General features: G+C 33.6%; 19 protein-coding genes. 13 read left to right on the top strand and 6 right to left on the bottom strand.

Annotation, left to right across the window (positions count from 1 at the left end; all coding sequences use genetic code 11):
• Positions 1 to 16 precede the first annotated feature (16 nt).
• Positions 17 to 157 (bottom strand): YrzI family small protein, encoded by a 141-nt coding sequence (locus tag C2I06_RS10430; protein WP_095258117.1) that lies wholly within the window; start codon positions 155 to 157, stop codon positions 17 to 19.
• 483 nt (positions 158 to 640) lie between these two features.
• Here C2I06_RS10430 and C2I06_RS10425 point away from each other — a divergent pair, with 483 nt between their 5' ends.
• Positions 641 to 829: a hypothetical protein gene (locus C2I06_RS10425; RefSeq protein WP_123258024.1), complete on the top strand. Its 189-nt coding sequence runs from the start codon at positions 641 to 643 to the stop codon at positions 827 to 829.
• 970 nt (positions 830 to 1,799) lie between these two features.
• On the opposite strand, the gene C2I06_RS10415 is transcribed toward C2I06_RS10425, so the two are convergent.
• Complete coding sequence (locus C2I06_RS10415) at positions 1,800 to 2,054, bottom strand: hypothetical protein (RefSeq protein ID WP_095322344.1); 255 nt, start codon at positions 2,052 to 2,054, stop codon at positions 1,800 to 1,802.
• A gap of 494 nt (positions 2,055 to 2,548) precedes the next feature.
• Between C2I06_RS10415 and C2I06_RS10410 the strand changes: the two genes are divergently transcribed.
• Both C2I06_RS10410 and C2I06_RS10405 read left to right on the top strand, forming a co-directional pair.
• Positions 2,549 to 2,947, top strand: a complete 399-nt coding sequence (locus C2I06_RS10410) for a MerR family transcriptional regulator (protein WP_095334338.1) — start codon at positions 2,549 to 2,551, stop codon at positions 2,945 to 2,947.
• Between the two features lie 193 nt (positions 2,948 to 3,140).
• Positions 3,141 to 3,338 (top strand): hypothetical protein, encoded by a 198-nt coding sequence (locus tag C2I06_RS10405; protein WP_095334337.1) that lies wholly within the window; start codon positions 3,141 to 3,143, stop codon positions 3,336 to 3,338.
• A 126-nt stretch (positions 3,339 to 3,464) separates the two neighbouring features.
• Here C2I06_RS10405 and C2I06_RS10400 read toward each other — a convergent pair whose 3' ends face one another.
• The 3 genes from C2I06_RS10400 to C2I06_RS10390 are packed head-to-tail and all read right to left on the bottom strand — an operon-like array spanning position 3,465 to position 6,543.
• Complete coding sequence (locus C2I06_RS10400; RefSeq protein ID WP_123258023.1) at positions 3,465 to 4,568, bottom strand: Gfo/Idh/MocA family protein; 1,104 nt, start codon at positions 4,566 to 4,568, stop codon at positions 3,465 to 3,467.
• 51 nt (positions 4,569 to 4,619) lie between these two features.
• Entirely contained in the window at positions 4,620 to 5,357 is a 738-nt protein-coding gene (locus C2I06_RS10395; protein ID WP_095334343.1) for a ThuA domain-containing protein, read from the bottom strand.
• Positions 5,358 to 5,382: 25 nt separating this feature from the next.
• Positions 5,383 to 6,543 (bottom strand): Gfo/Idh/MocA family protein, encoded by a 1,161-nt coding sequence (locus tag C2I06_RS10390; protein ID WP_123258022.1) that lies wholly within the window; start codon positions 6,541 to 6,543, stop codon positions 5,383 to 5,385.
• 134 nt (positions 6,544 to 6,677) lie between these two features.
• Between C2I06_RS10390 and C2I06_RS10385 the strand changes: the two genes are divergently transcribed.
• Positions 6,678 to 7,481: a helix-turn-helix transcriptional regulator gene (locus tag C2I06_RS10385; protein WP_095334334.1), complete on the top strand. Its 804-nt coding sequence runs from the start codon at positions 6,678 to 6,680 to the stop codon at positions 7,479 to 7,481.
• A 547-nt stretch (positions 7,482 to 8,028) separates the two neighbouring features.
• Here the strand turns inward: C2I06_RS10385 and C2I06_RS10380 are convergent.
• On the bottom strand, positions 8,029 to 8,568 hold the full coding sequence (locus C2I06_RS10380) for a nucleoside/nucleotide kinase family protein (RefSeq protein WP_123258021.1): 540 nt from the start codon (positions 8,566 to 8,568) through the stop codon (positions 8,029 to 8,031).
• A gap of 272 nt (positions 8,569 to 8,840) precedes the next feature.
• Between C2I06_RS10380 and C2I06_RS25015 the strand changes: the two genes are divergently transcribed.
• The 9 genes from C2I06_RS25015 (at position 8,841) to C2I06_RS10340 (ending at position 12,529) form a co-directional block, all read left to right on the top strand.
• Positions 8,841 to 9,023: a hypothetical protein gene (locus C2I06_RS25015; RefSeq protein WP_141231373.1), complete on the top strand. Its 183-nt coding sequence runs from the start codon at positions 8,841 to 8,843 to the stop codon at positions 9,021 to 9,023.
• A 545-nt stretch (positions 9,024 to 9,568) separates the two neighbouring features.
• Positions 9,569 to 9,769, top strand: coding sequence for an XtrA/YqaO family protein (locus C2I06_RS10370; RefSeq protein WP_123258020.1), 201 nt, complete (start codon positions 9,569 to 9,571; stop codon positions 9,767 to 9,769).
• 72 nt (positions 9,770 to 9,841) lie between these two features.
• Complete coding sequence (locus tag C2I06_RS10365; protein WP_164463665.1) at positions 9,842 to 10,255, top strand: hypothetical protein; 414 nt, start codon at positions 9,842 to 9,844, stop codon at positions 10,253 to 10,255.
• 163 nt (positions 10,256 to 10,418) lie between these two features.
• A complete protein-coding gene (locus tag C2I06_RS10360) occupies positions 10,419 to 11,075 on the top strand; it encodes a hypothetical protein (protein ID WP_123258018.1) in 657 nt (218 codons plus the stop codon).
• 108 nt (positions 11,076 to 11,183) lie between these two features.
• Positions 11,184 to 11,405 carry a hypothetical protein gene (locus C2I06_RS10355; protein ID WP_412973429.1) on the top strand — a complete coding sequence of 74 codons (222 nt, stop codon included), beginning with the start codon at positions 11,184 to 11,186 and terminating at the stop codon, positions 11,403 to 11,405.
• Positions 11,377 to 11,544: a hypothetical protein gene (locus tag C2I06_RS25510; protein ID WP_249928301.1), complete on the top strand. Its 168-nt coding sequence runs from the start codon at positions 11,377 to 11,379 to the stop codon at positions 11,542 to 11,544. Before C2I06_RS10355 ends, C2I06_RS25510 begins: the two co-directional genes overlap by 29 nt.
• A gap of 15 nt (positions 11,545 to 11,559) precedes the next feature.
• Complete coding sequence (locus C2I06_RS25505) at positions 11,560 to 11,829, top strand: hypothetical protein (RefSeq protein ID WP_235850369.1); 270 nt, start codon at positions 11,560 to 11,562, stop codon at positions 11,827 to 11,829.
• Positions 11,830 to 11,960: 131 nt separating this feature from the next.
• Complete coding sequence (locus C2I06_RS10345) at positions 11,961 to 12,194, top strand: hypothetical protein (RefSeq protein WP_095334328.1); 234 nt, start codon at positions 11,961 to 11,963, stop codon at positions 12,192 to 12,194.
• 65 nt (positions 12,195 to 12,259) lie between these two features.
• On the top strand, positions 12,260 to 12,529 hold the full coding sequence (locus C2I06_RS10340; RefSeq protein ID WP_095334327.1) for a hypothetical protein: 270 nt from the start codon (positions 12,260 to 12,262) through the stop codon (positions 12,527 to 12,529).
• Positions 12,530 to 12,559 lie beyond the last annotated feature (30 nt).

Here is a 12,559-nt window from a genome sequence, read left to right as displayed (position 1 = left end):
CCTATATGTGAATGTTTTACAACCTATAGCCCATTTCATGGAGTTTTCTGCGATTTTCTTCTATTCTCTTTTCCATTTCAATTTCTTGTAAAAATTCAGCATTTGTATATTGCTTTTTCTTAAACGTAACTGTTAAAAAAATTAGATTTAATGTCATTTTTCTTTCACTCCTAGTTTAAATTTTTCCATAAATGGAATTTTTTTCTCGTGAGTGCACAAAAAAACCGCAAATAGACTGATCTGCGGCTTAAAAAGGGCATAATAAAACCGCAGGACACGACTACCCTGCGGTTGGATAATTTTAGTTAAATGAAAACTAAGATAAATAATCCCATTCCGAAGCGGTTGAATTCGTGTACGTTAAATATTCAATTAGTACTACATTGTTTAATTCTGGTAAAATTCTGATCATTTTATTCAACCTCCTTCGATTTTTTTTGTTCTCACATTGGTAATTATATCCTCGAATGCCAATCTTGTAAACCTTTTTTTGAAAAAATGGATATTCCACACGGTTTTTTAGGGTTTTTGTTATTCCAGTCTGCTGTTCAAATGGAAGGAATAATGTTATTTCATTGATGTACACATATACATGCACCAGGGGAAAATCTTAGTGTGCAAAACTTGAAGAGGTATCCGATTGCCAAGCAGTATTTCTCCAAAATCAAGGAAGTTACTTGATTTAAAACTGCCAAACATGGAAAAGGAAAGTAATTTTCAATTCGTTGCTTTTCCCTTTCGAATCCAATTTGATACAGAAAATTATAAAAGTCAACAAACCTTTGGTTCTTTTAGATATTCATTCAAAATAGCGATTGAATATAGTTAGAGGGATAATAAATTGTTTAACATAATTTGTATTTACAATTATTTTTATCATCATTATGTTTTTAACTATGGTTAAAAATAGTAAAAGATAATTCAAAAAAATAATACCTCAAAAATTTTTAGTTAGAATGACTTTTAATCACAAACGTTAAATTGTGAAAAGGGTAATTGAAGAATTAGTTATTGTAGACAGTGAGACTATAAATAAATCTTTTAATGTGGAACTATTATTATTAAGAATGAATCTTCTAAAACTTATATCGTTAAAAAGAGGGATAAAGCCACAAAAATTGCTAAAGCACTTAATACTACTCTTGCTAAGTTTAAAAGAGGTTAAGCCTTCTAAGAAAAACTGGAATTTAGACTATCCTGAAGACAAAATGCTATAAAATGATCTGAATGGATATGTTATACAATATGATTACCTCACACATCCCTGTTCTTTGGAATGGGCATTTTTTCTTTATTAAATCAAAAAATTAAAGAAATATTTCATACTTAGAGTTAATATGAGGATAATAAAATACAAAAAGGGAGAGAATTGGAAATGAACAGATATAAAAATAGTATAATTTTTTATTTTATAATGATAGTTTTTTTTGTAGTGTATGTGAAATTAGTAGGTTATGTGTTCAATAGATGGATTCCATTAAGTCCGACAGCTGATTTATTTACTATTATAATTATTGGGCTTATTGTTATACCGGTATCCGCAATCTCTGCTCATCATTTAATAAAATTAATCCAAAAGTAATGAAGGCTTTCCTTTTTACTGGCATTATTGTTGTAGATGCAGCATTTTGCAGGGTGATCATTATGGTAAATAGTTCCATTTATTTGGATTGATTATGTTACCTGGACTGTTAAAGAGAAATATCTAATATTTATTTTGACTAAAATTAAAAATCGTAGAAAACCTTCACCTTAATTGGTGAGGTCTTTTTTAATCAAAAAAAATAAGGCACAATGCCTTATTCTTCTTCTTCATAAGGTTTATGTTTGATTTCAATGGTACGTTGGTCATCGAAACCAACTACAGGATGTAGATTATAAGATGTGTGTTCAAAATCTACATGAGAATTAGAAACTGTAAAGATAGTAATTGTTTCATTATCTGAGTCAACAACTGAGTATTTAAATTCATTGGCTAAATCTTTGAATAAGGAATATTCTTCGTGGATTGTTACAACCCAATTATAACCTATTGTAAATTGTTTTGTTTTCATAATACCTCCAAATATGGTCATTTATACCTTTTATTGTAAGTGATTTGGTGAAGTTTGGCAATTAGAAGATTTACTATTTGGTATCTTTTTTATTATGTTTTTTATTATGTTTTTTATTATGTTTTTTATTATTTTAAAGTAAACTGAAATCAATGGTTGGTCATGGTGATTAGTCTTATTACCAGAAATTTATGCTGTGTCTCATGCATTAGAATTTAAGCCTAAGTTAAAAGAAATGATGTTAGGGGGATGACAAGGTATGTTAACTATTTTTAATGAAAAAAACAAGAATAATGATAAATTCGAAGAAAGTTGCAATGTATTATAAAAAACTAGTTGGATTTTGTAATTACCAGCAGCTAATGTATCAGATTTGGTGATGAACAGACAATCATTAATTTAAGTTTCCTATAATAAAAGTAAAATTGAAAAAAGTCCTTGCTTTTGACGTAACGTCAAGTGTTAAAGTTCAATATGAAAGGGAGTGATAACAAATGTCAATAGAGAAAAATTACTCTATTGGAGAATTTGCAAAGCTAACTGGAGTCACTGAACGAACACTGCGTCACTATGATCAGATGGAGCTATTGAAACCTTCTGGATACACAGAACATGAACATCGGATCTATAACAACAATTCCATCGCTCAGCTTCAAAAAATATTATTACTAAAGTTTTTGGATTTGTCACTTGGAGAAATTTCAGAATATCTTAAGCAACCGGAGCAAAATTTAGCAATGACACTGGTCAATTATGCACAGATGCTGGAAGAAAAGCGAAAACAGATTGGAAACGGTTTTACAAGCCATTACCCGCGTTCAAAGTATCGTTTCCGGACCCGAACCCGTCAATCACGATTCGTTGCTTGTACTCATTCATGCTTTGAAAAATGAGGAAGCTCGAAATCGTTGGATTAGTGAACATTCGTCCGATTCGGTGCATAATAAGCTACACTCGCTTACTGTGCAACTTGAATTAGAAAAGGAAATGGCCACATGGACTGGTAAAATGAAACGATTTATTTAAGAAGGAAAGGCACCTAATGATACTAACGTTCTTGCATACATTGAAGAGTTGGTATCTGTTATGAAACCTAAAGTAGAACCACTATTAGATGATGTAGCGAGAAAACAGCTCGAAAATAATGAAGGTTCTTTTGAGGAGCCAAATCCTTACTTATTTCCTAGTGCTTTTAACAAAGAAGAAGAGATGTTTATAGGAAAGGCTATGGATGAATTGATTCGCAGTAAGGTATATCTTAATCGGCAAGATAATAGTAATTGATTACGTTCATCAAATTTTCTCCAGCAAGGGGATAAAGGCAATTTATTGTTTAGTCTTTAATTTTAACCCTGCACTTCGATAAAAGCTCGAAGTACAGGGAAAGATATTTTTATTTTGCTTGTGTTTCTAATCGAATTCCTTTTCCTGTCCCTCTAAGGGCAAGGATTTTGGGCGGTCGCACGTACTTTTCATCAGATAATGCTGACCATTATCTGATGAATCATGGAAGCCATACATCGCCTCTAAAACGTGATACGCTAAATCACTATTTGCGCGATATTTTCCACCTTCGATAATCGCTCTAGCCATGTCAGCAACGCCTAGACCTCTATTGTTTTGGGTATATCCATAAGTAAGAGGAACTTCTTTAAATTCTTTTTCATCACGTTTTCTTATTTTCACAGGACCGCTGAAGGTGTTAGGGTCAGGAACAAGTAATGTACCTTCACTTCCATAGACTTCAATAGGAGGTAACGATGTACCTCCGAAAGCATCGAAGCTCGTCGTAATGCTTCCAATTACACCTGAAGCGAAATCAATCACTCCTGAAATATGCGTAGGTATTGATACTTTCAATTTCGTGCCCGCTTTTGGTGTACTAAGTATCGTTCTTTCTGGGTAACTAATGCGAGTGGAACCAGAAATTCGTTTAATCGGTCCTAATAGAGCCACTAATGCTGTTAAGTAGTAAGGTCCCATATCAAACATAGGACCCCCGCCAGTATCATAATAAAAGGCAGGGTCTGGGTGCCAATGCTCATGACCACGGCCAATCATAAAGGCAGATGCACCAATTGGTACTCCTATTTCTCCTTGCTCAATCAGATTAACAGCAGTTTGAATACCAGCACCTAAGAAGGTATCTGGCGCACTACCAACGAGCAGATTATGCTTTTTAGCGGCTTCTAAAATTAGTTGTCCTTCCTCGCGTGTCACAGCAAGTGGCTTTTCTGTATAGACATGCTTACCGGCCTCTAATGCCTGAATGGTTACGGAAGCATGCGCTTTAGGAATCGTTAAGTTTATCACTAGTTCTATCTCTGGATCCGAGAGTAATTCTGCAACGGAATAAGCCAATGGTATACCAAATTTTTTGGCTTGAGTACGGGCACGCCCTGTATCTAAATCTGCACAAGCCACCAGCTCGAGATAAGGAAGCTTCGGGCAATTTTCCATATAAACGGAACTAATATTTCCACAACCAATGATGCCAATTTTAAGTTTCCTCATAAGAGATCCTCCGCTTCATTATGTTTCTGATAGTATTTGCTGTATCCTTCCTTATTGACTGTCCCCCATACCTGTATAGTTACGTACGTTTTCATAACTAGAAGCTGTGTCTACATTTTCGATACGTTTTTTTCCTTCAGCTGCCCATAGAAATCCGCGGCGCATAATGAGTGAAACTTCTGGCATAGCAACGATATTAGCTTGATGCCCTAATGAATTATAAAACACATTTCCAAAGCCCCAGCGTTTGGTCCAAACTACAGGCATATCTACCGCTTTATTAGCAGAGTGTGGTCCATGAATAACTGGGAAGCGGGTGGTAGCTAGCACTTCAACAGCTGGATCGTAATGAAGGTAATATTGCTCACTGGTAACTTTAAAATCCGAGAGTCCTTCTAATAGTGGACTAGAAGTATGTTTTATGTTGACCATGTACTCCACACCATCATTTCCAGGATGGGCAACCCAATTACCGCCAGTCATAAATTGCCAGTCAACATTATTACGAAAGGAATCACACATTCCCCCATGGCATCCAGCTAGACCAACACCAGAAGCAACTGCTTCAGAAATATTTAAGATATACTTTTTTTCAATTTCTCCCATTGTCCAGTGGGGAACAATTAGATCTAAGCTTTTTAATTTTTCTTTGTCTGCGTAGGAGTCTAATGAATTAGATACTTCTACTCGGAAGTTCTCTTCTTCAAGGATTCTTTTAAAAATTTCTGCTATCTGTTCAGGCTGATGACCATCCCAGCCACCCCAAACGATTAATGCATTTTTTTTCATAGTATAAGCAGCTCCCTTAACTTTTTTAAACGTCAGAAATTCGTATCCATTGACGATTTTTAATGGATATATCAACGGCTTCTAAGACTTCCTGGCACTTTACACCATCACGAAAGTTCGGAACAGGCTGTCGATCTTGCTGGAAGGCTTCCATAAGTTCAACCATCTCGTGAATAAACGTATGCTCATAGCCAATTGTATGCCCTGGCGGCCACCAATTTTCAGCAAAGGCGTGCGAAGGGTCAGTTGCTAATACGCGTCGAAATCCTTGCACATCCTCCTTATCATCTGTAAAATACACTTGTAGCTCATTCATACGCTCAAAATCGAAGATAACGCTACCTTTACTTCCATTGATTTCAAAGGAATTGGTACTGCGATGCCCTGTAGCAAAGCGAGTTGCTTCAAAGCTTCCTAAAGCACCGTTCGCAAAACGAGCCAAGAACAGTGTCGCGTCATCAACAGTTACTTTACCTTTTTTATCACTATCACTACCTTTTGCTGATAAGCCCATCATTTGTGAAGGAATTGGTCGTTCTTTTATAAAGGTCTCATTCATACCAATAACCTCTGTAATATCTCCGATTAAAAAGTGAGACAGATCTATAAGATGCGCCCCAAGGTCTCCATGAGAACCGGAACCAGCGATTTCCTTTTGAAGTCTCCAGGCTAGGGGGAAATTGGGATCTACAAGCCAATCCTGTAAATACCAAGCACGGAAATGATAGATCTCTCCAAGACGTCCTTCCTCTATAAGCTTCTTAGCCAGCATAACAGCAGGGGCAAAGCGATAGTTAAATCCAACCATATGTTTAATACCAGCAGCTTCCACTAAATCAAGCATTTCACGTGAGTCTTCTAATGTAAGCGCTAACGGTTTTTCGCAAAAAACATGCTTGCCGGCCTTAGCAGCGGCAATGGTAATTTCTTTATGTACATTACTAGGTGCGTTTATATCGATTAAATCAATGTCATCTCGTTCTAACAGGCTCTTCCAGTCGGTTGTATATTCCTCCCAGCCAAATTGCTTGGCTGCAACTGTCACACCATTTTGATCCCGTCCACAAATAACCTTCATTTCAGGGTGAACAGTATTTGGGAAAAAGAGTGGAAGATCCCGATATGCATGACTGTGTGCTTTACCCATAAATTTATAGCCGACCATTCCAATTCTAAGTTTTTCCATAGCGTGTCTCCTTTTCATATAATAAAATAACGATGTTACCAATAAATCTATCATCAATAGGTTTGACACAACAAGTAAAAACTTATATAATCCTAGACAAAATTTAGTATTCACTAAAGGATGGTTTTTTTCGTATGTTAATATATGAAGCACACCATTTTAATTTAATAGCAAACTATCAAACCGTTGATTTAAACTTTCCAAGTCATCTCCACCGTTGCTTTGAAGTATTATTCCTCCTTGAGGGGGAGATGGAAGTTATTATTAGTCAAAAAAATTATCATGTGAGTGCTGGACAATTTTTATTAATACTGCCTTATGAAATTCATTCATTTATTACAAAATCTCATTCTCGTGCTAATATTTGTGTCTTTTCGCCTGAATATGTCCCCACTTTTTATAAAATGATAGAAAATAGTTCCCTAAAAAATCCGATTTTTAACCTATCATTGGCAGCCAACACCCTGTTCACTAAGGCGCTTTTTAATGATAATGCAAATCTTCTTGAACAAAAAGCATCACTTTATCTGTTATTATCTGAACTAATGGGACAAACAAGCTTAATTCAAGGAGAAAAGCAAGATCAAGAATTATTACATAAATTATTAACTTATATCCAGAATCATTTTACCGAAGCAATTTCTTTAAAAAGTATCGCTAGTAACTTAGGGTACAATTATAATTACTTATCGAAATATTTTAATAATAATGTTAATATGTCTTTTGTTGATTTTTTAAACGGAACAAGAGTGAATCATGCATCCTATCTTTTAATCTATTCAGAGAAAAATATCTCGGAGATAGCTTTTTTATGTGGTTATGAAAGTATACGTTCATTTAATCGAAACTTTCTAAAGATAAAACAATGTACACCAAAGGAGTATCGAGAAAGGCACCCTCGGCCGTTTAGTGATCTGGATCCTTTTCTTACTATTTGATTTTTAAATCGAAGTTTAGGGGATGGGACTTCTTAATTTGTATGCATCGAATTTTAGCATCCACCGCATAGAGTTTTGATTTGCTTAAGTAAATGGACTTGGAATAGGACTGTCCACTTGGCGGACAGTCTTTCTTTTAAATGGTTGATGAAGAGGAAGAATAGTCTTTCCATTCGGCTATATAGAAGGGAATAAAGGACAATAAAAAAGAAGCTCGCAGCATCCACTAAGTTTATTTCCTTTGCATAGAAATTATGACAGCATGGTTCTTCTGTTATTTAATCTATTACTTTAAAAAACTCGAAACAATTACAACGATAATTATAACAGAGAGAATAAGTATAGCTGTCCCTTTGTTGTCTTTCATTTAAACACCTCTTATAAAATAACAAGTATTATAAATTTCATATAGATAACCATTAACTATATTCGCTATTCTTCCCCAAAAGACTTATATATATCCAATAGCGTTAATCCATCTTGAATCAACGAACCTGGTTACTTTACATGTAATGTTGCCAATAATTTTACTGATAAGATTAGAAGATTAATTTTTAATATTATCCAGTATAACATTTATTACTTCTGCTGCTTGTAATGTACCATCAACAACAAAGTCTGCATCAGGTTTAATTGTTTCAAGCATATTAAGATAACCACGCCTACCTCTAGATGTGTAATTTTTCATATCAGATAAAATATCCTCCGTTGAGCTATTGCAAAAATCTCTAGTTACTCTCCTTGCCAAAGCAATGTCTAATGGAGTATCAATAAATATGGAGAAATCAATGAATTTACTTACTTGACCATGTTTATAAGAAAATGGAAAGTCTAAGATTATATAATCAAGCGATTCCGTTAATAAAACTTGTAAGTCCTTTATTAAAGGACTTACATCCCAATCATTAGCGTCTCCGCCATTATCTACCCAGTTAATAATATCATCTGGACCATTGAAATCATATTCATCAAAGAACAGTACCTTAGAATTATGTAATTTCTGATTTAGAAGTTTTGTTATTGTTGTTTTTCCACCACCAGATACAGCAGAAATGGTAATAACAAATGGTGTTTTTTCTTTTATCATATTGTCTCCATTCACTTTAATAATATATTTATTCTTTATTAATCCAAATTTCTCCTGCTTGCGCTAAGCTGCCCTGTTTATTATATAAGAACAAATTCAGCTCAACGCTTGGGGGAACTGCATCAATTGTTCAATAAGCGCAGTTATATAGGGATTACCTGATAGTTAGTAAATAAAGCCTATGACTTTTTTTATAGAAGCTTTAATTAGTCAAATTTTAGACTACTAAGTACAAGCCATTACATTATATAGATTGATGAGGCGATGACAACATGAAGGTCAACATTATCGAGGGTCCTAATACGAATAAAGTTATCCAAGATTGCTATCATTTCGATACATTAGGATTAAGAGAAGTAAACGTTGTAAAACCAACATACTATACTTATTTGATAATTAGGTTCGCTAATTCGGATTTAAACATCACAAGCATCGCCTTTTTAAGTAATAATTAATATTTATACGATTAATTTATAAAAATGTTTCATAAATTAACACAAAGAAAGAGGGAAGGAAAATAAAAGCTATAACAATTAGGCAACCTTGGGCAACGTTGATTGCTCTTGGTGGAAAAGAATTCGAAACGAGATCTTGGCAAACTAAGTATCTTGGAAAATTGGCAATACATGCCGGTAAGAGTGTAGATAAGGAAGCATGGCATCATAAAAGAAATACAAAAAACATTAATAAAACATGGGATAAAACTAATCAGTGATTTGCCTATTGGATTCATAATTGCTATTGGTGAATTAGCAGATTGTCAAAGGTTTATAGGTGATTATGGATACTTTGCAAGAACCGAAAAAGCATAAATCAGTGAGAAAGAATATCTATTTGGGGATTTTAGTGAAGGGCGATATGGATGGAGGATATCTTCTGTAATACAAATAGAGCCTATTCAGAAAAAGGACAGTTAAGCCTATGGGAGTGGAATGAAAGAAATGATGGATTACCCAGTATTCTAGATTAACAGATTAATAATGTAAGGGAAGTGATCCTCATGAGACTTAAAGAATTAGAGATAAATACTAGTACAATGCGCCTAGAAGTTGATATAATGGAACAAAAAGGAATCTTTGCCATTGTTGTGTGTGATGGAGGAGCTAAGCTTACTAGGCTACCGGAACATGGGGAGACAAAAATCATTACTCATCAAGGTAAAGTTAAAAGGGTAAAGTTTGATGAAGGAGAAGAATTTTAATAATAAGAGTAAAAGAACAAGATATGATGAACTGGATACTAAAAATTACTTGAAAAAGGTTGAAAAAAATTATTGAAAATAAATATATATAATAATAAAGGGAAACTTAAATTCAAGGAGTATATGGAAACCCATCATCAAAAGGATGAAATACTCATGATGGCAAATGAGTTAGAATTAAATTTAGAACATAGTAAGGAATATAATATGACTTTAATAGGTTTATTAATTCCACTAATTAGTGTTTTTCTCACTTTTTTTTCTTCGTACTTATTGTTTATTGGGAAAGTAGACTTTGATTTAGCAATTAAATCTATCGAATTAAGAGAAGAGTATCAGCCAATTAATATGGGAGCAATTCTTACGTATTTTGCCATAATATGGGGTTCATCATATTTTGTATTAAGTGTGTTGGCCTTTTTTTGGTTGTTTTTAACACCGAGAAGGAATATAGCATATTTAGCTGTACTAAAAACATTTGAATAATAGTTCTACCAGTCATCAGGAGACCACTGAACAAGCGGTTAATACCGTTTGTTCAGTGGTCTCTTTAAGTAATTTAACATAGGTTAAAAGGTTTATTTTTGGTATAATAAAGAAAAGTGGTTCATTTTATTGCAATTATTTTGGTGCTTTAAAGGGGATAAATTTGAAGTTACACTATTATATGGTAAATCTACTGTTTATAGTAATTTTTGTTCTAGGCTTAGTTGAGAGTATACATACTGGTGATTTTAAAGGGATATATATATTTATTATGTTGGGTATTTTAGTAATAGTTAATTTGCTCATGTTTATATTAATTAAGCTATTAGGAAAAGGCATCGATTATATATTAAGCAAATATGATCAAAGAAAAATGAAGAACTACAATATGCTAGAATGGATGGGAGAAGCTATATGGTTAGATCTATATCATGATTTAGCTAAGAAGAAAGTGTTTGATAGACATAATATTAGTAACAATTATAATGATATTAAAGAAATAGTTAAAGAGAAATACAAAAGTGAAAAAGAGCTTCGTTCTTTAGAATTATATTTAGAAGTAAGAAATGAAAGCCAAGTACTAAAAACTTTAAATACGGTTACTCAAACTACTTTAGTAGCTATAATAACTTCTTCTTTAGTTAGTTTTATGAATGGCATGATAACATTAAAATCTTCTGGTGTAATATATTTAGTGATTTTTATGGTAGTTTGGATAATGTTAATGATTGCTATAAATTATTTTAGTAAAGAGATGAGTAAAGATAAGTTGCTTCTAAAATTGGTAAAAGAATGTACTAGTGAAATAGCAAGTACTTAGTTGTTAAAAAAAGAGTAAGAGTTCTACCAGCAAACTGGAGGACGCTAAACAAGCGGTTAATACCGTTTCGTTTGGTGTCCTTTTTTTATTTATCCAAATGAGGTGATAATGATGAATCCACTATTAAAAACACAGCTTAAAGAATGGGAAAAACAACATCTTAAGACTCAATCACCTAAGAAAAAATCAGTTGCAAAAAAGGAAGAAGAGCTTTCACACAGAGACTTAGAAGAGCTAATGGGCATGAGAAAGCCTATATATAGAAGACATAATGGTGCTTTAAGACAAAGGGGTATCATGAATGGAGATAAATATCGCAGAATTAATTAGGGATTACCGAATGATGAAAAGAGAAATTGAAAGGCTGCAAAGAATTATTTATGGGAAATCTGTACCTATGCGATCCTGGGGAGTGGCTCAATATGGTGTTGAAGCAACATTACCTCATGGGAGTTCTGGCAAAAGCTAAGCAGAATTGAGGGACATGGATATTCGAGAACAGAAACAAATAATGCGATTGCGAGAATATCAACGAAAAGTATTCGCCATTGAAAGCGCTGGAGAATTCTTAGACAAAGAAATATTGAAAATTGTTTATGATTGTATGCTAAACGGAATGACTCGGAAGCAAATAGCGGTACATTTAGAGATTTCTAGAGATTCTGTTGATAAATTAAGAGCTGATATAAAGGCGCAAATCGGCACAAATACGACTTTTTCCAAACTTTTGCATGGTGAAAAATCGGCAGTGTAAAATGGAAGGCAGGATGGGGAGGCGGTTAATAAGCTGCTTCCTCTATTTCGTTAGAGAGCATTATCTTCGGTAAAGTAAAATAGTATTACCATTTTTCCATATTTACCCGATATATTATTTGGAGGTGTTTTATGGAAAAAATAGATTTTAGTCCTGTTGGGAATACAGTAAATGGAATGGCTATCCAATTTGGAATAGTCATGATTACTGGAGCAATAGCATTTATAGTAGTTTTTATTTTATTAAGAGCATTAAGATTTCCAAAACAATTAGCTAATTTTCTTGCGACTGTAGCATTGTTGGCTGCTTTATATTATTCTTTTACGACAAATTATTTATCATGGGTCCAAAGTTTGGTTGGATAATAGCAGGAAAATATCTCCTTTTGTCGAATTATAGGAGTTAGAATGCTTATAGGGGGGAGATAAAAATGACTAACTTAGGAAATACACTCAAGTTAGGTGCTACTGTTTTTTCGATTGGCTTTGGATTTTTATTAATATTATTAAAGCTATTAGATTATTACAAATACAAAATTTATGGTCAGTGGCTTAGTAATGCTTCATATGAACAAATAGATGCAGTGTTTGCTGCAAGCGGTATACATGATATGATTTTCAAATGCTCTATAGTATTAGGGATCGTTGGTATAATTATTTCTTTCTCAACCATTTCACAAGTTAATAGCAAATCAAGATGAATAAAAAAATTATTTAAGAGTCCCTGCGGC

It is taken from the genome of Niallia circulans (assembly GCF_003726095.1).
Classification (GTDB): domain Bacteria; phylum Bacillota; class Bacilli; order Bacillales; family Cytobacillaceae; genus Niallia; species Niallia circulans_A.
Note: the sequence above shows the minus strand (reverse complement) of the source record. Positions and strands in the feature narration are given on the sequence as shown.

Excerpts from the sequence above, each read along its gene's own strand:
- C2I06_RS10430 (WP_095258117.1), bottom strand. The coding sequence starts at position 157 with ATGACATTAAATCTAATTTTTTTAACAGTTACGTTTAAGAAAAAGCAA.
- C2I06_RS10415 (WP_095322344.1), bottom strand. The coding sequence starts at position 2,054 with ATGAAAACAAAACAATTTACAATAGGTTATAATTGGGTTGTAACAATC.
- C2I06_RS10410 (WP_095334338.1), top strand. The coding sequence starts at position 2,549 with ATGTCAATAGAGAAAAATTACTCTATTGGAGAATTTGCAAAGCTAACT.
- C2I06_RS10405 (WP_095334337.1), top strand. The coding sequence starts at position 3,141 with ATGAAACCTAAAGTAGAACCACTATTAGATGATGTAGCGAGAAAACAG.
- C2I06_RS10400 (WP_123258023.1), bottom strand. The coding sequence starts at position 4,568 with ATGAGGAAACTTAAAATTGGCATCATTGGTTGTGGAAATATTAGTTCC.
- C2I06_RS10395 (WP_095334343.1), bottom strand. The coding sequence starts at position 5,357 with ATGAAAAAAAATGCATTAATCGTTTGGGGTGGCTGGGATGGTCATCAG.
- C2I06_RS10390 (WP_123258022.1), bottom strand. The coding sequence starts at position 6,543 with ATGGAAAAACTTAGAATTGGAATGGTCGGCTATAAATTTATGGGTAAA.
- C2I06_RS10385 (WP_095334334.1), top strand. The coding sequence starts at position 6,678 with ATGTTAATATATGAAGCACACCATTTTAATTTAATAGCAAACTATCAA.
- C2I06_RS10380 (WP_123258021.1), bottom strand. The coding sequence starts at position 8,568 with ATGATAAAAGAAAAAACACCATTTGTTATTACCATTTCTGCTGTATCT.
- C2I06_RS25015 (WP_141231373.1), top strand. The coding sequence starts at position 8,841 with ATGAAGGTCAACATTATCGAGGGTCCTAATACGAATAAAGTTATCCAA.
- C2I06_RS10370 (WP_123258020.1), top strand. The coding sequence starts at position 9,569 with ATGAGACTTAAAGAATTAGAGATAAATACTAGTACAATGCGCCTAGAA.
- C2I06_RS10355 (WP_412973429.1), top strand. The coding sequence starts at position 11,184 with ATGATGAATCCACTATTAAAAACACAGCTTAAAGAATGGGAAAAACAA.
- C2I06_RS25510 (WP_249928301.1), top strand. The coding sequence starts at position 11,377 with ATGGAGATAAATATCGCAGAATTAATTAGGGATTACCGAATGATGAAA.
- C2I06_RS25505 (WP_235850369.1), top strand. The coding sequence starts at position 11,560 with ATGGATATTCGAGAACAGAAACAAATAATGCGATTGCGAGAATATCAA.
- C2I06_RS10345 (WP_095334328.1), top strand. The coding sequence starts at position 11,961 with ATGGAAAAAATAGATTTTAGTCCTGTTGGGAATACAGTAAATGGAATG.
- C2I06_RS10340 (WP_095334327.1), top strand. The coding sequence starts at position 12,260 with ATGACTAACTTAGGAAATACACTCAAGTTAGGTGCTACTGTTTTTTCG.